General features: G+C 52.9%; 23 protein-coding genes. 13 read left to right on the forward strand and 10 right to left on the reverse strand.

Annotated features, from left to right (window positions below):
• Window positions 1–4: 4 nt before the first annotated feature.
• Window positions 5–376 (forward strand): YojF family protein, encoded by a 372-nt coding sequence (locus EVJ24_RS14560; protein WP_016509734.1) that lies wholly within the window; start codon window positions 5–7, stop codon window positions 374–376.
• Complete coding sequence (bshB2, locus tag EVJ24_RS14565; RefSeq protein ID WP_131441728.1) at window positions 373–1,026, forward strand: bacillithiol biosynthesis deacetylase BshB2; 654 nt, start codon at window positions 373–375, stop codon at window positions 1,024–1,026. Before EVJ24_RS14560 ends, bshB2 begins: the two co-directional genes overlap by 4 nt.
• 166 nt (window positions 1,027–1,192) lie before the next feature.
• On the opposite strand, the gene EVJ24_RS14570 is transcribed toward bshB2, so the two are convergent.
• From EVJ24_RS14570 to EVJ24_RS14585, 4 genes are all read right to left on the reverse strand, one after another.
• Window positions 1,193–2,026, reverse strand: coding sequence for an undecaprenyl-diphosphate phosphatase (locus tag EVJ24_RS14570; RefSeq protein ID WP_131441729.1), 834 nt, complete (start codon window positions 2,024–2,026; stop codon window positions 1,193–1,195).
• A gap of 143 nt (window positions 2,027–2,169) precedes the next feature.
• A complete protein-coding gene (locus EVJ24_RS14575; protein ID WP_131441730.1) occupies window positions 2,170–3,297 on the reverse strand; it encodes an MFS transporter in 1,128 nt (375 codons plus the stop codon).
• Window positions 3,298–3,429: 132 nt separating this feature from the next.
• Window positions 3,430–3,942, reverse strand: a complete 513-nt coding sequence (locus EVJ24_RS14580) for a type 1 glutamine amidotransferase domain-containing protein (RefSeq protein ID WP_071398861.1) — start codon at window positions 3,940–3,942, stop codon at window positions 3,430–3,432.
• A gap of 71 nt (window positions 3,943–4,013) precedes the next feature.
• A complete protein-coding gene (locus tag EVJ24_RS14585; protein ID WP_131441731.1) occupies window positions 4,014–4,604 on the reverse strand; it encodes a DNA-3-methyladenine glycosylase in 591 nt (196 codons plus the stop codon).
• A 134-nt stretch (window positions 4,605–4,738) separates the two neighbouring features.
• Between EVJ24_RS14585 and EVJ24_RS14590 the strand changes: the two genes are divergently transcribed.
• Window positions 4,739–5,248 (forward strand): NUDIX hydrolase, encoded by a 510-nt coding sequence (locus EVJ24_RS14590; RefSeq protein WP_131441732.1) that lies wholly within the window; start codon window positions 4,739–4,741, stop codon window positions 5,246–5,248.
• 47 nt (window positions 5,249–5,295) lie between these two features.
• On the opposite strand, the gene nhaC is transcribed toward EVJ24_RS14590, so the two are convergent.
• Window positions 5,296–6,672, reverse strand: a complete 1,377-nt coding sequence (gene nhaC, locus EVJ24_RS14595; protein ID WP_131441733.1) for a Na+/H+ antiporter NhaC — start codon at window positions 6,670–6,672, stop codon at window positions 5,296–5,298.
• A gap of 208 nt (window positions 6,673–6,880) precedes the next feature.
• Between nhaC and queC the strand changes: the two genes are divergently transcribed.
• From queC to queF, 4 genes are read left to right on the forward strand one after another with little or no spacing between them, the layout of a single operon-like run.
• On the forward strand, window positions 6,881–7,525 hold the full coding sequence (queC, locus tag EVJ24_RS14600) for a 7-cyano-7-deazaguanine synthase QueC (RefSeq protein WP_035386372.1): 645 nt from the start codon (window positions 6,881–6,883) through the stop codon (window positions 7,523–7,525).
• The gene (gene queD / locus EVJ24_RS14605; RefSeq protein ID WP_131441734.1) at window positions 7,522–7,977 is read left to right on the forward strand and encodes a 6-carboxytetrahydropterin synthase QueD; all 456 of its coding nucleotides are present in this window, start codon (window positions 7,522–7,524) and stop codon (window positions 7,975–7,977) included. Before queC ends, queD begins: the two co-directional genes overlap by 4 nt.
• Window positions 7,977–8,672 (forward strand): 7-carboxy-7-deazaguanine synthase QueE, encoded by a 696-nt coding sequence (gene queE, locus EVJ24_RS14610; protein ID WP_201740382.1) that lies wholly within the window; start codon window positions 7,977–7,979, stop codon window positions 8,670–8,672. The genes queD and queE overlap by 1 nt, the downstream gene beginning before the upstream one ends.
• An 11-nt stretch (window positions 8,673–8,683) precedes the next feature.
• Window positions 8,684–9,172, forward strand: a complete 489-nt coding sequence (gene queF, locus EVJ24_RS14615; protein WP_070328325.1) for a preQ(1) synthase — start codon at window positions 8,684–8,686, stop codon at window positions 9,170–9,172.
• 31 nt (window positions 9,173–9,203) lie between these two features.
• On the opposite strand, the gene EVJ24_RS14620 is transcribed toward queF, so the two are convergent.
• A complete protein-coding gene (locus EVJ24_RS14620) occupies window positions 9,204–9,860 on the reverse strand; it encodes a TVP38/TMEM64 family protein (protein WP_131441736.1) in 657 nt (218 codons plus the stop codon).
• A 115-nt stretch (window positions 9,861–9,975) separates the two neighbouring features.
• On the opposite strand from EVJ24_RS14620, the gene EVJ24_RS14625 reads away from it, so the two are divergent.
• Window positions 9,976–10,485, forward strand: a complete 510-nt coding sequence (locus EVJ24_RS14625; protein ID WP_070328327.1) for a hypothetical protein — start codon at window positions 9,976–9,978, stop codon at window positions 10,483–10,485.
• A gap of 33 nt (window positions 10,486–10,518) precedes the next feature.
• Here EVJ24_RS14625 and EVJ24_RS14630 read toward each other — a convergent pair whose 3' ends face one another.
• The 3 genes from EVJ24_RS14630 to EVJ24_RS14640 all read right to left on the reverse strand — a co-directional run bounded on the left by EVJ24_RS14630 (window position 10,519) and on the right by EVJ24_RS14640 (window position 12,391).
• Window positions 10,519–11,022 (reverse strand): hypothetical protein, encoded by a 504-nt coding sequence (locus tag EVJ24_RS14630; protein WP_131441737.1) that lies wholly within the window; start codon window positions 11,020–11,022, stop codon window positions 10,519–10,521.
• 90 nt (window positions 11,023–11,112) lie between these two features.
• Window positions 11,113–11,568, reverse strand: a complete 456-nt coding sequence (locus EVJ24_RS14635; protein WP_233589724.1) for a GNAT family N-acetyltransferase — start codon at window positions 11,566–11,568, stop codon at window positions 11,113–11,115.
• Window positions 11,569–11,626: 58 nt separating this feature from the next.
• Entirely contained in the window at window positions 11,627–12,391 is a 765-nt protein-coding gene (locus tag EVJ24_RS14640) for a TrmH family RNA methyltransferase (RefSeq protein WP_070328329.1), read from the reverse strand.
• A gap of 221 nt (window positions 12,392–12,612) precedes the next feature.
• Here EVJ24_RS14640 and EVJ24_RS14645 point away from each other — a divergent pair, with 221 nt between their 5' ends.
• The 4 genes from EVJ24_RS14645 to EVJ24_RS14660 all read left to right on the forward strand — a co-directional run bounded on the left by EVJ24_RS14645 (window position 12,613) and on the right by EVJ24_RS14660 (window position 18,131).
• Window positions 12,613–14,241, forward strand: coding sequence for a PTS transporter subunit IIBC (locus EVJ24_RS14645; RefSeq protein WP_131441738.1), 1,629 nt, complete (start codon window positions 12,613–12,615; stop codon window positions 14,239–14,241).
• Between the two features lie 52 nt (window positions 14,242–14,293).
• Entirely contained in the window at window positions 14,294–15,085 is a 792-nt protein-coding gene (locus EVJ24_RS14650; protein WP_131441739.1) for an endonuclease/exonuclease/phosphatase family protein, read from the forward strand.
• Between the two features lie 142 nt (window positions 15,086–15,227).
• Window positions 15,228–16,817, forward strand: coding sequence for an MFS transporter (locus tag EVJ24_RS14655; RefSeq protein ID WP_131441740.1), 1,590 nt, complete (start codon window positions 15,228–15,230; stop codon window positions 16,815–16,817).
• A 132-nt stretch (window positions 16,818–16,949) separates the two neighbouring features.
• Window positions 16,950–18,131 carry an MFS transporter gene (locus EVJ24_RS14660; protein WP_236637681.1) on the forward strand — a complete coding sequence of 394 codons (1,182 nt, stop codon included), beginning with the start codon at window positions 16,950–16,952 and terminating at the stop codon, window positions 18,129–18,131.
• Window positions 18,132–18,166: 35 nt separating this feature from the next.
• On the opposite strand, the gene EVJ24_RS14665 is transcribed toward EVJ24_RS14660, so the two are convergent.
• Complete coding sequence (locus tag EVJ24_RS14665) at window positions 18,167–18,871, reverse strand: alpha/beta hydrolase (RefSeq protein WP_131441742.1); 705 nt, start codon at window positions 18,869–18,871, stop codon at window positions 18,167–18,169.
• Between the two features lie 75 nt (window positions 18,872–18,946).
• On the opposite strand from EVJ24_RS14665, the gene EVJ24_RS14670 reads away from it, so the two are divergent.
• Window positions 18,947–20,212 carry a purine/pyrimidine permease gene (locus EVJ24_RS14670; protein WP_071398849.1) on the forward strand — a complete coding sequence of 422 codons (1,266 nt, stop codon included), beginning with the start codon at window positions 18,947–18,949 and terminating at the stop codon, window positions 20,210–20,212.
• Window positions 20,213–20,358 lie beyond the last annotated feature (146 nt).

Below are 20,358 nucleotides of genomic sequence, written 5' to 3' on the forward strand. Positions count from 1 at the left end.
TAGCGTGAAACCGATTCAACCTGAAACGATTCAAACGTATTTAAACGCACACGTGTCGACGCCGTTATACGCGCACGTCGAGACGACAAACGGCGCTTACGCCACACATAACGACCCGGATTTCCATAACGCCGGGATGTTTATCCGTAACGTCGTGATCGAGTACAGTATCGGTCAAATCAAAGGAGACGGACCGTATCGAGTCGGACTAAAGCTCGATCACGGCTGGCTCTACGTCGAAGGATTGACCGACTTTGAACAACACGGTGAACAGTTGCTGCTCGCCGGGCACGACCGTCTCGGACGCCTCGCCTGCGCGCTGCATCTAGACGTCAAACCGCTCCCGCAAGGAGCATCGGAGGTGGACAGCCAATGAACGGACCGTTACTTGTTATTTTCCCACACCCGGACGATGAGGCGTTCAGCTCGGCCGGAACGATCATTCAACATCAGAAGAACGGCTTCCCCGTCACATACGTCTGTCTGACACTCGGTGAGATGGGCCGTAATATGGGCTCGCCAATCTTCACGACGCGTGAAGAACTGCCAAGAATCCGTAAACGCGAGCTCGAGGACGCCTGTGCCGTCATGGGCATCGACGACCTCCGGATGTGGGGACTGCGCGACAAGACCGTCGAATTCGAAGACGAGACCGAACTGACGAATCGCTTCAGCAAGTTGATCGCCGAAGTGAAACCGACCCGCGTCATCTCATTTTATCCAGGCTATGCCGTCCATCCCGATCATGAGGCGACGGCACGAGCGGTCGTCCGGGCGCTCCAAGAGATGGACGAAGCGAAGCGTCCCGAATTTTTAGGTGTCGCTTTTGATCACCGGACGGAAGATGAGCTCGGCAAACCTCACGTCCTCATCGAAGTCGGTCAGGAGAGTGCTGTCAAACGTGAAGCGTTACTCGCCCACCGTTCACAGACGGAAGGGTTGCTCCGTGCAATCGACAACGCAGAAAACGCCCACGTCATGGAGTTACTCCAACGTGAGCGCTTCTATCATTATCCGTTCTCATGATTCAAACGCGTAACGCGTCATATACAGCAACAAACCTATAGTCCCTAACCCGATCAACGTTCCTAGCACGACGACGATATGTCCCATGTTCTCACCTCTACTTGGTTTTACGAACTGAATGAGTAATAAGTTTCAATAACGCGTGTGCGAACACGCGTTTTTTTCGTTAAAAGTATAAGACGTAAATGACTGCCGCCAAGACGAGCCGGTAAATCGCGAACGGCGTCAGTTTCACTTTGTTGATCAACTTCAAAAAGAATTTGATGGACAGTAACGCGAACAAGAACGCACTGACGAAACCGATTAGGAAAACTGGGAGCGTGTCGACCGTGAAATAGCTCCACTTGCTGTAAAGCGAGAGCGCGCTCGCCCCGAACATGATCGGGACGGCCATGATGAATGTGAAGTCGGCCGCAGACCGGTGACTCATCCCGAGCAACACTCCGCCCGAAATGGTCGAGCCCGAACGTGAAAAGCCTGGCCAAAGCGAGAAACATTGAATCAAGCCGACTCCAAGCGCTTGTTTGTATGTGATGTCGTCAAGTGTCGCGGTCGTCTGTCGTTTCACGCCGGACGAGTCGGCGGCAATCATAAAGAACGCACCGATGACGAGTCCGATCAATACCGTCTTAATCGAAAACAGATGCGTGTCAATGTAGTCCTCAAACATGAGTCCGAGCACGGCCGCCGGGAGCAGACCGATAAAGATATGTAGCAGGTTCAACTTTTTCGTCGGCCCTTCGTGTCGAATCGCGAGCAACTCCTTCGGATTCAATAACTCTTTGAACCGACTCCTGAAAACGACGATGACCGCTAAGATCGAACCGAGCTGAATCACGATCTTGAACGTGTTAGCTACTTCTTGGCCTAGAAAACGACTTGAGTTGAGCCAAATATCATCGACCAAGATCATGTGTCCGGTCGAAGAGACAGGTGCGAACTCCGTCAATCCTTCGACGACGCCTAATAAAAAACCGATGAATAATTCATACCATTCCATTGCATCGTCCCCTACTCCAGTATTGCTTTTTATCATACACGGACGGGACGACGTTCTCTCTCGGTCTTGAGACGTAAAAAAAAGAGGGCGTCATGCCCCCCTTTCCCCTCACGTCTAAAAAAGAAGCTGGCTAATGTGCAATCCTAACCGCTTCTTGAGATCCACCCCGAACTCAGGGCAGCTTGGCACGCGCACACGAACAAACCGATGACAAAGAAAGCAGTAAATAACGACATCCCAGCACCACCGATGAACAATATGCCGAGTCCGACAATCCCGGCATGCAAAAGCATCGATAACGTTGACTCGGTCGTGGCTCGAATCATGGACGGGACCGAGCGATGGAGCACCCCGAAATAGAGTGGTTCGACTGCCCCGACGAGTAGCGCCATCAGTGCCATCCACAGCAGTCCGAGCTGATTTGGGAACGTTCCGAGCAGTATAAACCCGATTCCGATACCCCAAGCGATGATTTGTTGCCAGCGAGCGACCGGGGCAACTCGCAATAATATCGGGGCGAGCAGTTGACCGGGAATTTGAATGAGCAACAGTATGGTCGAGACCGCCCCGAACCAGTAGATCGGGACACTGACGTCACGCGCATACAGCTGCCAAAACTCGTCCACGAAATTGAACGCAGCGGCGACCAACACGAACGAACCAGTCAGTATGAGCAGTGACTTGTCGTTCCAAATGAAACGAAAACCAGTCTTTAACTGCCGCCACGTCATCGTTTCGTCGTTGACCACCCGTCTCGGTTCGACGAGCAATAGACTGCACATCGTCGCGATGAATAGGCTCACAATCGATAGCATATAGTTGAACTCAAACGGAAACTGGGTCGCGAGCACACTTCCACTAAAGGCGGCGACGACGGCCGCGGCGAGCCCGATGGCATTCAGGCGACCTAGCAATCGCTCAAACGCATCTGTATCACCGTCTTGATCGAGCGTTTCATACAACAAGGAGTTCTCAGACCCGCTTCGTAGCACCGCGCCGAGAGCGGACAAACTAATCGCCGTGGCAAAACCGATCAACGAAAACGACAGCAACAACACAATAAACGATAGCCATTCGAGCGCGATGCCGATTTGCAGCAGACGTCGCCGTTCCCAGCGATCGGCTAAGACACCGGTCGGCACTTCAAAGAACACGACGATGACGGCATAGACGATTTCCATGTAAACCACTTCTTGAATCGTGATGCCGCGCGACTCCCAGAACAGACGTTCAATCGTATAGGCTGGAATTAACGCCTCAAACCAACGCATCGCACCGAGCAACCCTACGTTTCGACGGACTTAGCTCGGGGACCGTGCTCTTCGTCTCATGATGATCTCCTCCTTGTTTACCTATTCCCGATTCCACAAAAAAAGCCACGGAACATGTCCATAGCTGATAAATTATTTTAGTAGGTTAAGCATCTCACGGTTGAACGCCGGGATGTCGTCCGGTTGACGGCTCGTGACGAGCTGATTTTGGCAGACGACGACTTCTTTGTCGGCATACTTCGCACCGGCATACTCCATGTCGACTTTGATCGACTTGTAGCCGGTCGCGTCGCGGCCTTCGAGCGTCTTCGCCGTGATCAACAGTTGCGGCCCGTGACAGATGGCGAATACCGGCTTCTTCGCATCCATGAACGCTTTCGCGAACTGGACGAAACGTTCGTCTTCGCGCAACAAGTCAGGTGAGAATCCGCCTGGTAAGAGCAGAGCGTCAAAGTCTTCTGGAGACACGTCGTCGACACTTTTGTCGATTGTGACTTTTGCCTCGCCTTGTTTGCCTTCGACGGTGTTACCGGCTGCCTTTTCGATCGTGACAACTTTGTGCCCCGCTTCCACCAATGCGTCGCGTGGACCTGTAAACTCTACGTCTTCAAACATATCCGTGATTAGCGTTGCTACTTTTGCCATATCTGAAACACTCCCTAATTTTTGTTTTACGCACATAGGAACTGTTCCACCCGTCACGGACCGTTAAACATTCAGCGGAATTTCGAGACGTACGGATTGTCCCGCTCAAAGAAGCGGTACGCATAGTCACGCGCCTCACCACTGTTCGGGATACCGATTCGCGGGCCGGCCTCAATCTCGTTCACACCCTCCCCTTCGACAATATAGAGCGGTTCATGTTGGAGCGAGTGTCCGTATAAGTCCATCGTGATCCCGAGCGCCTTCGTCAGTTTACCGGGTCCGTTCGTCCGGTCGAACCGTTTGATGCCAGGACGATTGATTTCAATCAACTCCTGCCCGGCGACGGGTTCGACCGCCCGGATCAACACGGCTTCCGGTGATCCGATCGGACCGCTGACGACGTTCAAGAGCGTATGCGTGTGCATTTGATACGTGTACACATGTCCAGACTGCCCGAACATGATCTCGGTCCGATTCGTCCGTCTGCCGCCAAAACTGTGGGCTGCCTGATCGACCGCTCCGAGATACGCCTCCGTCTCGACAATCTTGCCAATGATCTGTCCGTCGAGATGATCATGGACGAGATAGTGCCCGAGCAACGACCGGGCCAGTTCGAGCGTCGGTTGTTCATAAAATGATGGGTCGAGCCGTTTCATCGTCATCCCTCCTCGTCCTTATTTTCTCAAACGAGGCTTGGCGACACAAAAAAGATGCCCCCATGACAAGAAACTTCCGTCTAGAAGGATTTTTATGCTTGAAGTAGAACTGTAGTATCTAGAAAGCGAGGCGAGTAAAGATGGGGTATCTGTTGGAATTACGAAAGACGGTCGGTAGTAGACCATTGATTAGTGTCGGGGCAACCATCCTGGTCATGAATGAGAAGCGAGAACTTTTGTTTCAACATCGTTCCGATACGTTAGATTGGGGCTTTCCAGGTGGTTCAATGGAATTGAATGAAACGTTAGAAGACGTCGCTACTCGTGAACTAAAAGAAGAGACGGGACTGATTACAAACCAATTTGAACTTATCGGTGTTTGTTCGGGTCCACGTTACTATTTCAAGTATCCAAACGGAGATGAAACATATGGCGTCATCCACCTGTTCCATGCGAAACGAGTAAGCGGAACACTGGAAATGAATGACGGGGAGAGTCTAAATCTTCAGTATTTTTCAAAAGACGCTCTTCCGGATCACATTGAAAAAAGAGCAGGCGCGCTCATGGAGCAGTTTGGCGCTTCGTTGTGGGAGTTAGATAGTTCATTCGTAACGAATAGTCCGGAGAACATGTTTCGTTCAAAAAAATAAATCCAGGACCGCAATTGCGGTTCTGGATTTATTTGTCCTGTATTCGATTAAGATGCGAGCTTGATCGCATCACGCTGCTTCCCCAACTTCACGTAACCGAGCACGATTGAGAAGATCGGGCTGAGCCAAAGGAAGAACGCGAACGGTGCGTACTCGAGCACCGGCACGCCTAGTGTCGCGGCGAAGAAGGCACCGGACACACCCCAAGGAATGAGCGGGTTGATGACCGTCCCGCCGTCTTCAAGCGCACGCGACAAGTAGCGCGGGTCGATGCCACGGTCGATAAATCCTTGTTTGAACGCTTGTCCCGGGAGCAAGATCGACAAGTACTGCTCGCCGGCGAGCAAGTTGACGCCAATCGAGCTGAGCACGACCGACAGCACCGAGCTGCCTGGCGACTTCAGACGCTCTAGTAACGCATCGACGATTGCTTGGAACACGCCCAGCTCACGGAGCAGTCCGCCGAAAGCGAGGGCAATCAACACGAGGCTGACCGACCAAAGCATCGATTCGAGGCCACCGCGATCGAGCACAGCCGCGATAGTCTCGTTCTCGACGCCCGACTTGAATCCGGCCTGCATGACACCGAACCAGTTAGAGACGTTCCAGTTACCTTGGACGAATCCGGCCGTCAACACACCGGCGAACATCCCGACGAGCATCGTCGGCAATACCGGCATACGACGGAAGGCGAGAACGGCGACGAGGACCGGGGCGAGCAGTGTCAACCATGACAAGTTGAACCGTCCGGCGAGTGCCGTCTGTGCTTCCGCGATTTGCGTCGTGTCGGCTGCTTGACCGCCGCGTCCGAGAACTGTGAATAAGATGAGTGTGATTACAATCGCGGGAACGGTCGTCCCCATCATAAAGCGGATATGGTCGAACAGTTTGACACCAGCCACAGCCGGTGCGAAGTTCGTCGTATCCGATAGCGGACTCATCTTGTCACCGAAGAGCGCACCTGACACGATGGCTCCGGCGGCGAGCGCCGGGGAAATCCCGAGTGCCATCCCGATCCCGAACAAGGCGACCCCGACGGTACCGACCGTCGTGAAGGCACTGCCCGTGAACGATGACACGATCATCGTGATGAGAAGCACGCTCGGTAAGAACCACTGGGCCGAGATTGTATTTAAACCGATGGAGAGGATCGTCGCCACCGTGCCAGACATTTGCCATACTCCAATCAACATCCCAATCAACAGCAAAATCAAGACTGGCATAATCGCTTCACGAATCCCGTTGATCATCGCGGCTTCAATTCGTTTAAAGTCACGCGTGCGATAATACGCGTAACCCCCTATTAATACCATTGTGCCAAAGATCGCCATATGTGGCGTCGCTTTGGCCAAAAACATCAGTGCGAGCAAGGAAATCCCGCTCATCAGCACGACGAATACAGCCTCTTTTCCTTTCATCTGCATCGACGTCCCCTCCTTTCAGTTCCATTATTTTCTACCTAACCGCTTAAACGCTTTTATGCATGAAAGTGTGTCAGTGATGTTCTTTACTATACCTACTTCTCTTTTCCCTGTCAAACGTCTTTTTATGGTAAAGTAAACGCTCGAGGGTGACCTCCGGAGTTCGTAACCTCCTCCGACATCAAAACTAGCGAAAAAGGAAGTGTGCACGTTGCAACACGAAAAAGCATTGGTCGTCTTCAGTGGCGGTCAAGATTCAACCACTTGCCTGTTTTGGGCAAAACAACAATTCTCTCATGTGGAAGCCGTGACGTTCGCCTACGGGCAGCGCCATGATGCGGAAATCGAGGTCGCGAAAGAGATCGCGGCCGAACTCGATGTCCCGCACCACATCCTCGATTTGTCCTTACTCGGACAACTCACCTCAAACGCGTTGACGAGACATGATCTCGACATCGATAATGCGGACGTCCCAAATACGTTCGTCGATGGACGCAACCATTTATTCTTATCCTTTGCGGCCGTCATGGCCAAACAACTCGGTATGCACCACATCATCACCGGTGTCTGTGAGACCGACTTCTCGGGCTACCCGGACTGTCGCGACCAATTCGTCAAATCATTGAACGTGACGCTCAACTTGGCGATGGACTACCCGTTCGTCATCGATACGCCGCTCATGTGGCTCGATAAAAAGCAGACGTGGGAACTCGCAGACCGGCTCGGAGCCTTCGACTTCATCAAAGAGCGGACCCTCACCTGCTATAACGGTGTACTCGGTTCAGGCTGCGGCGAATGTCCGGCGTGTGTGCTCCGTCAAAACGGGCTCGCTGCATACGAGGAGGTACGCGTATGAAACACGCCCCATTCCTCGCCCCGACGAGCGTCGAGGCTAAACAAGACGGCTCGCTCATCTACTGTCCGCACCGCGTCCAAATCGTCAAAGAAGTGACGTTCGATGCGGCCCATCACTTGTTTGATTACGATGGGAAGTGCCGAGCGCTCCACGGACATACGTACAAACTTCAAATGGGGATCAGCGGTTTTCTCGACAATCGCGGGATGACGCTCGACTTCGGTGACTTGAAAGCCATCTTTAAAGAAGAGCTCGAACCGTATCTCGACCACCGCTATTTAAATGAGTCCCTTCCATATATGAATACGACAGCAGAAAATATGTGCTACTGGATTTTCGATCAGCTCGCTAAGCACTTGCCTGACGAACGCAACGTCCGCGTTGAATTCGTCCGCCTTTATGAGACACCGACGTCATACGCCGAGTTCCGGCGCGAATGGCTGGTGGACTGATGAAGATCCCTGTCCTCGAAGTGTTCGGGCCGACGTTTCAAGGTGAAGGCCGCGCCATCGGACAGAAGACGATGTTCGTCCGGACCGCCGGTTGCGATTATCGCTGCGCCTGGTGCGACTCCGCCTTCACCTGGGACGGTTCGGAAAAACCCGACATGCTGACGGCTGATGACATCATCGTGCGTCTCGACGAGCTCGGAATGTACGATTACGTCACGATCTCAGGCGGCAACCCGCTCCTCATCGCCGGTATGAAAGACTTGGTCGAAAAGTTGAAGGTGCGCGGCGTCAAACTCGCCGTCGAGACACAAGGTAGCCGGTATCAAGACTGGCTCCAAGACATCGACGACGTGACGCTCAGTCCGAAACCACCGTCGTCCGGCATGACGACCGATTGGGAGAAACTCGACGCCATCGTCGAACGGCTGCGTCCCGAACAGACGACGTTCAAAATCGCCGTGTTCGACGAGGTCGACCTCGCCTACGCCAAAGACGTCCAAACCCGCTACACCCCGGACGTCATGTACTTGTCGGCCGGCAACCCTGAGCCCGGGGCGGACGGTGACATCACCGACGCGCAGCTCAGACGTTTGAAAGAGTTGTGGGAAGACGTTGCGCGTGACCCGTCATGGCAAAGCGTCCGTGTCTTGCCGCAGCTACACACATTACTGTACGCCAACGAACGTGGCGTCTAAGGAGAATGAATATGAGACCAGAAGACTTACAAGACTTGTCGCTCCTCGGCCAGAAGAGCGTCCCATACATTTTTGAATACGCCCCAGACGTGCTCGAGGCGTTCCCGAACCGGCATCCGGAAAACGATTATTTCGTGAAGTTCAACGCACCGGAATTCACATCGCTCTGCCCAATCACGAATCAGCCGGACTTTGCGACGATCTACATCTCGTACATACCGGACGAGAAACTTGTCGAGTCGAAGTCACTCAAGCTTTATTTATTCAGCTTCCGTAACCACGGCGACTTCCACGAAAACTGCATCAACGTCATCGGGAAAGACCTCGTCAAGCTGATGGAACCGCGCTACCTCGAAGTGTGGGGCAAGTTCACGCCCCGCGGCGGCATCTCGATCGACCCGTACTACAACTACGGCAAGCCGGGCACGAAGTACGAGCAAATGGCCGAACATCGCCTGTTCAACCACGACTTGTACCCTGAGACGGTCGACAACCGTTAAGCAAAAAGTAGGCGCTCATCCAATTGAGCGCCTACTTCTTTTTGTAACGGTTGATTTGTTGCTTGATTGGTTCGCGGAACACGGTCGCGACGAGTGTCAACAAGACAAAGACAGCGAGCGCGAGGATGACCAGCTTCATATCCCCGCTCGCGAGGCTACTACCGAGAAAATTATTAGCGAACGCCCCCGGAATCATACCGACCGAGGTCGCGAAGACATAAGCCGGGAGTCGCACTTTCGCCAAACCTGAGGCATAACTGACCAAATCAAAGTTGACGAGCGGGATCAATCGTAAGATCAAGACGTAAAAGAATCCGTCTTCTTCGATTTTGTGCTGAATCTTCTCATAATCGCTCGATTCGAAATGGCGCAGAAACCGGTCTCCGAAGCGAACCGCTACATAATAAGCGACGAGTGCGCTGAGCGTAGCGCCGATGACCGTATAGACGACACCGGGCAGCGTCCCGAACGCCAACCCGCCCGCAACCGACAAGACGGACGTCGGAAATAAAATCAACGGTCGAACTGTGAACAATAAAATATAAATGAGCGGGGCGAGCCAACCGAATTGAACGATATAATCTCGGATCTCCCCCGGTCGCAAGTCGATCCACTGATAGAGAAACGTCGCTGTCCCGAATACGAGCAAAACGACGGCAATGACCCATTGTGTTTTCCACTTGTTCATCGGTCGACCTCCCCTCTTTCTTTCATCATATCGCCTCACCTCGAAAAAGTAACGCCTTCCTTTTTTTAGGAATCACAGTGTGGTACGGTTAGAAAAAGCAGAAGGAGGAATCCCAATGTACCTGGCAGATGCCATCAAATTGAAACACCTGCTCTTGAAGCAGATTGATAAGTTGTTACAAGAAGTCGAACGGGTCGCGTTCATCGAGCTCGAGAAGGATGAGCCGCTCCCGACGATCCAATCCCGCTCGCTCGAGGATATCGAGGTCGAGCTCCAATCGATTCGGACCGACATGCGTCGTCTTGACCGCCTCGTCTGTGAAGCGCACTTGCATAACGTCATCGAGACGAACGATGGACCGCTCCCGCTCGTCGAGGCGATCGAGTTCGCCGTTCAGTTGCGAGCTCAGGCTCGGATGTATCAAGACTTGGCCGAACGTCCGAAACGCGAATTTCAATCGGGTCACGGTGAAGGCACTTCTGTCATCAAGCACGCGCTTTATGATCCGGAACTGTACCGTTTGAAGGCGCTCGACGTCGAGAAACGGGCCAACCGTATCTCAAGCGCCATCGATGCGGCCAACCACCGGACCGAAATCGACTTTGATGCGAGCCGATATATGTAAGCTAAAAACGCGCCGGGATCTTCCCGGCGCGTTTTACATGTGATGATGGTCGTTATGATGATTGTGGTGGTCATGATGGTGCGAACTAGAACGACGTCTCGGCGCCGGCTCATCGGCGAACTTCTCGCCGTCTAAAATACCGAGCCGCTTATATTGACGGTCGACCCGTTCTTTCGTCTCGTCTCCGACGTGCGCTGATTCCATGACGAGTTGATAGCTACCGAGCGCCACTCGAAACGGCTCCATCTGCGTGCGATGGATTGGAAACGACTTCACGTCCCGTAAATAATCGGCGAGCCGGTTTGCTGATGCGTCATCGGGATGATCTGCGAGGTCTGAGGCGAAATGTTGCATGTCTTTCAATAGACCCTTCGTCTTCGTCACTTGGCGAATCATGCTTATAATAGCGATTATAATCACGGTCAGAATGCCGATAATAAAAATCGGAAAGATACTGAACATCCCACTAAAAAACGAATCTCCCATCCCTGTCGAATCGATGTATACTTCTTCCCCGAATGCGAACGTGTTGACCATAATGTCTCCCCCTTTTTTCCTATATACGGACGCCGCTTCATTTGGTTTCATGCCTAAAAAAAAGCCGCGGCACTCGCCACGGCTCAACTGTCAGTTCAATTGTTTCTCCATCATGATGCGCGGTGCGCCATCTTCCGTGTACGCCCCCATGATGTCGTAGCCACAGAGCAGGTTCAAAATGATGACGCCTTTGTTCGTGTTGCGCGCTTTCGTCCGAATCGAGTGGAACCCTTGCGCTTTCACCCATTCGAGTTGCGTATCCATCAACTTGCGGCCGATCCCGTGCTTTTGGAACTCAGGATGCACGCCGCCAGCCCAGCTATAGAAGCGATATGGCTCAGCCTCGTAGCCGATTTTGAATCCGACGGGCCGGTCGTCAGAAAATGCGAGTAACACGAGCGGGTTGGCATGGCGGTACAGTCGTTCTTTAAAACGAAGTTGGTCGATGTCGCCGTACAGATGGCGATACAGGTTGAAGAATTCCTCTTCAAACTCGTTAAAGTTCGTCGTCACATCTTTCACGATAAATGAACTGGTCGTACTCATCTTTCCATCCCCTTTCGAAATATGGACAAGTTACTCGTACGCCTGTTTATTTCGCCATCTACTCGGATTTTCCTGTTTCTCGCTCAAATGCGTTCAAACCTTTTTGTTTGTACACCCCGAGTGAACGTTTCGGGAGGCTCCGTACCATCCAGTTTTTGAACACACGTTGTTTGTCCTCGATCGATAGTCCGTATCCTTCCGTCACGATATGACGGGCCCGCGTCGTCACGTCATAAAGCGAGATGGCGGCAGCGACCGAGATATTTAAACTTTGGACATAGCCTTGCATCGGGATGACGTAATTCCCGTCCGCTTTCGCGAGTGCCTGCTCCGACACACCGTGATGCTCGTTCCCGAACAAGAGCACGGTCGGTTTTGACACGTCGACGTCTTCGAGCGGGATCGCCTCTTCGCTGAGTGCCGTCGCGAGTATTTGATAGCCGTCCGCTTTCAACTGATCGATCGCTTCTTCAATCGAAGCGTGTTCGACGACGTCGACCCAGCGATCGGCACTCTTAGCGATAATCGAGTTCGGTTTGAACTTGGCCCGTCCCTCGACGACGTGAAGCGTCTGCACACCGAACGCGTCCGCCGAACGCAATACGGCCGACTGATTGTGCGGATCGTCAACGCCCTCGGTCAATACCGTGATGTGATTCGTCCGCGTGTTCAATACGTCTTGCATCCGCTTGACGCGGTCTGGCATGAGCATCGAGAACAAGAGCCGATCCTCTTCTTTCATCACGCCCGTTCGTAACAACTCTTCGAGCAACGTGGCCTGCTCTTCTTTTGACAATGCTGATGTCGTCTGTCTCCATCCCATTCTTCTCGCCCCTTTCAACCTCTAGTATTTTAGCGGGATTCGTTTCGACTGACAAGCGACGTCGTAAAACAGCGTATTTTCATCCTTCCTTGAAAATTTATAAATTTTAGGAAACCGGTTGCACAAATTTATGCAATCGATTACAATCATTAATGCAAGCGATTGCATTGGCGATCGTTCTTAACAGAGAAAAATTTCCGAACAGGAAGGAAGCGTATAGCATGAAACAGCTCATCTCATTTGATTTTTGGCAAAAACTCGGTAAGGCCTTGATGGTCGTTATCGCCGTTATGCCGGCAGCAGGACTCATGATCTCGATCGGTAAATTGATCGGCATGTCAGCCGGAGACGTCAGCATCTTACTCACGACGGCACGCATCATCGAAGACTTAGGTTGGGGCATCATCGTCAACTTACATATCTTGTTCGCAGTCGCCATCGGTGGCTCGTGGGCGAAAGACAAGGCCGGTGGTGCGTTCGCCGCACTGATCGCCTTTATTTTGATCAACCGTGTCACAGGCGCCATCTTTAACGTCAACGGTGCCATGCTCCAAGACCCGGAAGCGACAGTCCAATCCCTCTTTGGGGCCGACCTCGTCGTCGCTGACTACTTCACATCTGTCCTCGGTTCACCTGCCCTGAACATGGGTGTATTCGTCGGGATCATCGCCGGTTTCCTCGGTGGTGCTCTTTATAACCGGTTCTACAATTTCAATAAATTGCCGAACGCATTGTCGTTCTTCAACGGGAAACGGTTCGTTCCGTTCGTCGTCATCCTCGGTTCGGTCGTCGCGGCGATCGCGCTGTCGATCATCTGGCCAACGATTCAAGGGGCACTCAACAGCTTCGGCCAATGGATTGCCACGTCACGTGACACGGCACCGATCCTCGCGCCGTTCATCTACGGTGCACTCGAACGTCTGTTGTTACCGTTCGGTCTTCACCACATGCTCACCGTCCCGATGAACTACACGGAGCTCGGAGGCACGTACACGATTTTAACGGGCGCGACAGCTGGTTCAGTCGTCGCCGGTCAAGATCCGCTTTGGTTAGCTTGGGTAACGGACCTCGTCAACCTTCGCGCCGCTGGGGATACGGCTGCTTATAACACGCTGCTCGCTGACGTCGTACCGGCCCGTTTCAAAGTCGGTCAAGTCATCTTGTCGTTCGCCGCACTCATCGGTGCCGCTTATGCGATGTACCGTAACGTCGATGAGGACAAGAAAGCCCAGTACAAGCCGATGTTCCTCTCGGCCGGTCTCGCCGTCTTCTTGACGGGTGTCACTGAGCCGATCGAGTTCATGTTCATGTTCGTCGCTCCAGTCCTTTACGTCATGTATGCACTCATGGCCGGTGCTGCCTTCGCCTTGGCGGACATTATCGACCTTCGTGTCCACGCGTTCGGTGCGATCGAGCTATTGACGCGGATCCCGATGATCATCAAAGCCGGACTCCTGCAAGACTTGATCAACTTCTTCCTCGTCTCGGCTGCGTTCTTCTTCATCAACTTCGGGGTGTTCAACTTCTTCATCAAGAAGATGAACTTGCCGACGCCTGGACGTAACGGCAACTATATGGAAGAAGCGACAGAGCAATCGACGGTGACCGGCAACGAGCAGGTCATGGGGATTATCGCTCTACTCGGTGGGGAAGATAACATCGAGGACGTCGATGCATGCATGACACGTCTTCGTGTCACAGTGAAAGATATGTCGCTCGTCTCAGAAGAGCGCGAATGGAAAAAGAACGGCGCCATGGGTCTCATCTTGAAAGACCGTGGTGTCCAAGCAATCTACGGCCCGAAAGCCGACGTATTGAAGTCTGACATTCAAGACGTCATCGGTGCATAATCAACAGGCCAGCTCGTGCGAGTTGGCCTGTTTTTTCTAAAGGAGGACTACTGTGAATATTTTGACGCTCAACTGTCACGCCTGGTTAGAAGATCGGCAACAAGAAAAAATCGACTCAATCGTGGAACGGATCGCGAGCGAGGAGTATGACATCATCGCACTCCAAGAAGTGAACCAACACAAAGAAGCGCCGCTGATTGACGGTCTCATCCGTGAAAATAACTTTGCCCACGTCCTCGTTGAAAAACTCTGTGAGCAAGGGGTCGCCTATTACATGACATGGGATTTTGCCCATTACGGATATGACATCTACGAAGAAGGCGTCGCGATCTTATCGCGGACACCGTTCGTCTCGACCGAGTCGTTCTTTGTCTCCCAAACGACCGACCCGAACGATTACAAGTCCCGAAAAATCGTCAAAGCCGTCGTCAGCGGCACTGACGGACAGACGGCCGTCTACTCGTGCCATCTCGGTTGGTGGCATGATGCGGACGAACCGGCTCGTCACCAGCTCGATGAACTGCTCCGCCGCGTCGAAGATGACGACCGGGCTCTCCTGCTCGGCGACTTCAACAACGACGCGTTTCTGCGCGGTGAAGGCTACGACTATTTGATCGACCACGGTCTTCAAGACTTGTTCTTTCTCGCGGCTGAGCGCGAAGGCGATGCGACCGTCCAAGGCAAAATCGCCGGTTGGGACGAGAACAAGCAGGCGCTTCGCATCGACTTGATGTTGACGAACGCCCCGATCCACGTTTCGCGCCACGCCGTCGTCTTTGACGGCGACAACGGACCAATCGTGTCAGACCATGCCGGTGTCGAAGCGACCGCGTTTTGGCGTTAAGTTCCATGCCCTTTTCTTTCATTCCACTCTGCAAAGACACGATTATCGTGTCTTTTTTGCTGGCATTTTTACGTAAAGGGAGTACAATTTACTTATAAAAAATAAGTTTCTTGAATAAAACGACAACGTTGAGGTGAATTACATGGATCAACATCCAACAAAAGTGAATGCGGCGTTTATCATTTTACTGATCGGTGTGTTCATGGCTGCTCTTGATAACGGGATAATTAGTGCCGCCCTGACAACCATCAATGCTTCCTTTGACGTGACGGCAACCCAAGGGACGTGGGGCATCACCCTGTACACGTTGGGACTCGCCATCGCAACCCCGATTGTTGGTAAACTATCGGACCGGTATGGACGAAAAAAGCTGTTTCTCATTGAAATCGCAATTTTCACAATCGGATCGCTCGGCGTGGCATTGAGTCCGAACTTCACGTTTTTCTTAGCCTCACGGTTGCTCCAATCATTTGGCGGCGGCGGGATTTTCATCATCGCTAGTTCCTATGTTATCAGCACGTACACGAGAGAGAAGCAAGGAAGCATGCTCGGGTTGCTCGGCGGGATGAACGGAATCGCTTCGGTCATCGGTCCAAATATCGGCAGTTTCCTCATTGACATGACCGGAACGTGGCATTGGTTATTTTTGATTAACGTACCAATCGGATTACTGCTGTTAGTTGGCGGTTTCTTCTATCTTGAAGAAACGAAAGCGACCGCCTTGTCTAAAATCGATTTCCTCGGTATTTCATTGCTATCGCTGTCAATTTTAAGTGTCATGTTCGCCATCAATAATCTCGGGACAGGCGACTTGTTCCGCAGTTTGTTCTCACAAGCAGTGCTCGGATTGTTATTGATTGCTGTCGCTTTGTTCGCCCTGCTCATGTATGTCGAGAAGAAACGTGAGCGCGGAACGCGTTACGATCCATTCCTCCCATATAGCTTGCTTCGAAAACCGACGTACGCCGTGACGATGCTCATGGCCCTTTTATCGGGAACCTTGATTGGAGCCGTCATCTTTATTCCTTCGTTCGTGGAGCAAGTGCTTGGGATTCCTGCAGCGAAGTCAGGCTATTGGATGACGCCACTCGCCATCGCATCTGGAATCGGTGCCGGGGGCGGCGGATACTTTGTCGATAAGCAGGGACCCGTCAGAACATTGATCTTGTCCGGTGTCATTTCAATCATCGGTTACGGGGGGCTCGCCTTTTTCGTCGACACGAAACTGTCGTTCGTCCTCTTCTCCGTCATCGCCGGGATTGGATTTGGATTTGTACTCGGTGCGCCATTGACCGTTCTGACAGCAAACGCGGCGGGTCTTCAAAAAGGAACGGCGCTCGGGACATTGTCCGTCTCGCGTCAAATCGGATTAACGATTGCACCGACCATTTTCGGGGCATTCATCCAAAATGGATTCAGTCAATTGGACACATTGATTCCGCAGAAGTTACGAGCGTATGGAATTGACCCGGCCAGCATCCCGCAAGATCAGCTCGACCAACTCGGCGGCTCGTATGGAGATCTTCAATCTCGAATTGACCAAATTCCTATAGAGAACGTACGTCTTGCTTTAACGGATGCCTTCCAACAAGCCGCCCACTTGGCGTATCAACCTATCTATGTGGCGACAAGTGTGGCGGCGCTTCTCATCATCATCTTAGCGTTCGTTTTTCGAAAACAGTTCGAGCGTGATGCTGAAGTAATGGAGAATCGACAACAACATGAAGAGTAATCCATGAGTCGGCTCTGATTTAACCCTTTTCTTTCACAATGTGAGCGAAAAGGGTTTTGCTTTTGGCGAAAATTCGGTATGGTTGGAAACGACTGAAGTCTAACAACCTTGAACGAAAGAAGTGATTTTATTTTGACAACCACCCCATCGCTCAGTCGGACCGACTGGACGCTCATCTTATCGCTCGCATTGCTCACGTTCGTACTCGGCACAAGTGAATTTGTCATCGTCGGGATTTTGCCCGATATCGCCGATGGCCTGTCCATTTCGATTGCCACGGCCGGTACGCTCGTCTCGGCGTTCGCGATCACGTTCGCCATCGGCACACCGCTCACGATGTCGTTCACAAGCCACTTGCCAAAGCGAAAATTGATGCTCACGCTCACTGCTGCATTCATCGTCTTCAATTTGCTCAGTAGTCTCGCCCCGACGTACGGAATGTTACTTGTACTCCGGATGATGACCGCCGTCGTGACGGGTGTGCTCATCTCGCTCGCCATGCTCGTCGCGAGCGAGTCGGTTCCGGCCGGGAAGCGTGGGATTGCCGTCTCGTTCATTTTCGGCGGCTTCACGATGGCGAACGTGTTCGGTGTCCCAATCGGCACGTTCATCGGGCAACGCGCGGGCTGGGAAGCGACGTTCTTCATGACGACCGCACTCGGTGTCGTCGCCTTATTCGCGGTCTACCGCGTCGTCCCCAACCAGTTATCGAGCGCGAAAACGTCGATCTCTGACCAGCTCCGGCTCTTGACGAATCCGCGTATTTTGATTGCCTTCTTCATCCCGGCTTTCGGATTCGGTGCGACGTACGTCGTCTATACGTATCTCGTCCCGATTTTGAAAGGTGTACTTGGCGTCCCTGTCGCATGGGTCAGCCCGATTTTGTTCGCTTACGGGTTCATCTCAATCTTCAGCAACATGGCAGCCGGTAAGATTGCGAGCCATAATCCGATTGGACGGCTCCGGTTCGTCTTTCTCATTCAAGCGTTTGTCTTGGCAGCCTTGTATGTGACGACATCGAACGTGACGCTCGGTCTCATCAATATCGCGCTCATGTCGTTCATGGCAATTCTGCTCACGACGTCGACGCAAATCTATTTGATTGATTTGGCCGAGAAGTTCAATCCAGACGCCAAAGGTCTGGCCTCGTCGCTCATGCCGGTCGCGAGCAACGTCGGTATCGGGATGGGCTCTGCCGTTGGTGGTCTCGTCTATGCGAACGCACCCGTGATGATGCTCGCCCTCGTCGGCGGTGTCGTCGCCCTCATGACCGCCGTGCTCACAGCGGTCAGTCACAAGCTCGATCAACGTTAAAAACAGCGTGCCCTCATGAAGGGGCACGCTGTTTTTTAGAGCCAATCTACGATTTGATCGATCGTCTCATCAAGTTGCTGTTTCGCGCTGAGCGGGCTGTCGTTATCCCCGTCTTGCGGCCCGTACATCCCAAAGTTGGCATGATTGCCACCTTCGATCTGATGGAACGTGGCGTCACTCGGCACGCTGTCACGGCTCGCCTCGATATCGGCCGGTGTCGCCAGACCATCCAATTCACCCGAGATTGACAAGACGCGCAAGTCGCTATCCGTCATCGAGCTGATCGGATACGAGGCGAGGAAGATGACCCCGTCGACTTTATCTTCGTTTTCGAGCGCATAGCCCGAGGCGGCCGAACCGCCGAGCGAATGACCGGCGACGTACCAGCGCTCGATATCGGGATGTGCCTCGATGATTGTTTCCGCTGCATCGATATCTGCTATCCCGAGATTTAAGCGCAGCGACGGGATGGCGACAAAGTGCCCTGCTTCCGCCAATCTGGTCCCGTAATAGGCATACGCCTCTTTATCGACTTTTGCACCCGGATACAGGATAACACCGACCTCGCTCGCCGGGTCACCGAACTCTAGTCGGTTGTCGACTTGTTCGGCTTCGGCCGCATAGCCAAGCGCTTCATCCGTCGGTCCGTACGTCAGTTGCGTCCAAACGACGAAGCCGATTACGGCGACAAAGATGACGGCAAGCAACGACATCCCGATCCACTTCAGTTTTCTCTTCATTATATACCTCCATTTGCATCCACTTCGTCGTCACGGTACACTAATAGTAAAAAAGGGAAATACCAGGGGGACACCATGACGAAAAGTTCTGTAACCACGACGATTCAGTGGTTTATTTTTATTTTAGCTACCAATATTGTACCACCTCTCGCCATCGCCGCCCTATTTGAACTGTCGCCGGCCGAGACGATGACGTTCATCTCGCGCTCGCTGTTCATCTTCGCACTGTTCAGTATCATCCAGACGCTGTTCGGTCACCGTCTGCCGATTTTAGAAGGACCGGCCGGCATTTGGTGGGGTGTGTTCACACTTTATGCCTCGATCGGCCCTGCCCTTTACGGTAGCGGGCAAGAGACGCTCCAAGCGCTCGGCTTCATGCTGTTCTTGAGCGGTGTGCTCGGCGTGGTCATGACCGTGACCGGACTGCTACGGCGCATGTTGTCGCTATTCACGCCTCAAGTGCTCGGTGTCTATATGATTTTGCTCGTCCTGCAATTATCCGGTGCCGTCATTAAAGGCGGTTTCGGTGTGAGTGAGGACGGCATCAATATCGTGCAAGCCGTCGCGACAGCCGGGCTCGTCTTATTCGCACTCACGCTCGAGCGGAGCCGCTTCAAACAATACGGTCTCGTCATGACGCTTTTCGTCGGGTTCGGATTGTTCAACCTGCTCGGTCTCGGCAACCCAATCGTTCGTTCGGACTCGTTCTTCCTCGTTCCCGAGCTGTTCCCGTTCGGCGCTTGGGTATGGGATTGGAACTTACTTCCAACCGCTTTCGTCATCACACTTCTACTCATGACAAACGTGCTCGCGAACATCAAATTGATTGAGCGCATCGTCAGTTCACGGACGAAACAACAAGTCGAAGGCAACGTCGCCGCGTCCGGCGTCGTCAGCGGCGTCAGTCAGATGGTCGCTGGTTTGTTTGGAACGCCTGGACCGGTCGCGATCTCTGGGACAGCCGGTTTCTTGTCGTCAACGGAGAGTGTGCACCGTGCCCCTCACCTCGTCGCTCACGGCTTAATGATGGTGCTCGCTTTAATCGGACCGTTCGTGTCGCTCATCGCAAGCATCCCGGCCGCGGTCGGGTACGCCATCGTTACCCCGCTCATCGCGACGATGATCATCATCGGGATTAACGAGGCCGCGTTCGAGTTGAACCAAAAGACGGCGTCGCTCACGGTCGGCCTGCCGCTCGTCATCGGGGCCGGGGCGATGTTGCTCCCGCCTGGAGCGATGAATGATTTACCGCCGCTCCTTGCGACCGTGTTCTCGAACGGTCTCGTCCTCGGGACGGTCGTCGCCTTGACGACCGCCATCCTAAGCCGAATCCACGACTAAAAAAGAACTGACCTCGCGCTAAACTGTACCCTGAGTAATAGACACTAAAAAAAGTCTATTGCTCAGGGTTTTTGTGTACACTGAACTAAATCATATCGGGAGTGGATTTGAGATGTCGAAGAAGCTGTTTACGTCGAAAGAGATAA

It is taken from the genome of Exiguobacterium sp. SH1S21 (assembly GCF_004337175.1).
In the GTDB taxonomy this organism is placed as follows: domain Bacteria; phylum Bacillota; class Bacilli; order Exiguobacteriales; family Exiguobacteriaceae; genus Exiguobacterium; species Exiguobacterium aurantiacum_A.

Bases quoted from the DNA above. Each gene is read 5' to 3' on its own strand.
- bshB2 (WP_131441728.1), top strand. From the start codon at position 373: ATGAACGGACCGTTACTTGTTATTTTCCCACACCCGGACGATGAGGCG.
- EVJ24_RS14570 (WP_131441729.1), bottom strand. From the start codon at position 2,026: ATGGAATGGTATGAATTATTCATCGGTTTTTTATTAGGCGTCGTCGAA.
- EVJ24_RS14575 (WP_131441730.1), bottom strand. From the start codon at position 3,297: ATGCGTTGGTTTGAGGCGTTAATTCCAGCCTATACGATTGAACGTCTG.
- EVJ24_RS14580 (WP_071398861.1), bottom strand. From the start codon at position 3,942: ATGGCAAAAGTAGCAACGCTAATCACGGATATGTTTGAAGACGTAGAG.
- EVJ24_RS14585 (WP_131441731.1), bottom strand. From the start codon at position 4,604: ATGACGATGAAACGGCTCGACCCATCATTTTATGAACAACCGACGCTC.
- EVJ24_RS14590 (WP_131441732.1), top strand. From the start codon at position 4,739: ATGGGGTATCTGTTGGAATTACGAAAGACGGTCGGTAGTAGACCATTG.
- nhaC (WP_131441733.1), bottom strand. From the start codon at position 6,672: ATGCAGATGAAAGGAAAAGAGGCTGTATTCGTCGTGCTGATGAGCGGG.
- queD (WP_131441734.1), top strand. From the start codon at position 7,522: ATGAAACACGCCCCATTCCTCGCCCCGACGAGCGTCGAGGCTAAACAA.
- queE (WP_201740382.1), top strand. From the start codon at position 7,977: ATGAAGATCCCTGTCCTCGAAGTGTTCGGGCCGACGTTTCAAGGTGAA.
- queF (WP_070328325.1), top strand. From the start codon at position 8,684: ATGAGACCAGAAGACTTACAAGACTTGTCGCTCCTCGGCCAGAAGAGC.
- EVJ24_RS14620 (WP_131441736.1), bottom strand. From the start codon at position 9,860: ATGAACAAGTGGAAAACACAATGGGTCATTGCCGTCGTTTTGCTCGTA.
- EVJ24_RS14625 (WP_070328327.1), top strand. From the start codon at position 9,976: ATGTACCTGGCAGATGCCATCAAATTGAAACACCTGCTCTTGAAGCAG.
- EVJ24_RS14630 (WP_131441737.1), bottom strand. From the start codon at position 11,022: ATGGTCAACACGTTCGCATTCGGGGAAGAAGTATACATCGATTCGACA.
- EVJ24_RS14635 (WP_233589724.1), bottom strand. From the start codon at position 11,568: ATGAGTACGACCAGTTCATTTATCGTGAAAGATGTGACGACGAACTTT.
- EVJ24_RS14640 (WP_070328329.1), bottom strand. From the start codon at position 12,391: ATGGGATGGAGACAGACGACATCAGCATTGTCAAAAGAAGAGCAGGCC.
- EVJ24_RS14645 (WP_131441738.1), top strand. From the start codon at position 12,613: ATGAAACAGCTCATCTCATTTGATTTTTGGCAAAAACTCGGTAAGGCC.
- EVJ24_RS14655 (WP_131441740.1), top strand. From the start codon at position 15,228: ATGGATCAACATCCAACAAAAGTGAATGCGGCGTTTATCATTTTACTG.
- EVJ24_RS14665 (WP_131441742.1), bottom strand. From the start codon at position 18,871: ATGAAGAGAAAACTGAAGTGGATCGGGATGTCGTTGCTTGCCGTCATC.
- EVJ24_RS14670 (WP_071398849.1), top strand. From the start codon at position 18,947: ATGACGAAAAGTTCTGTAACCACGACGATTCAGTGGTTTATTTTTATT.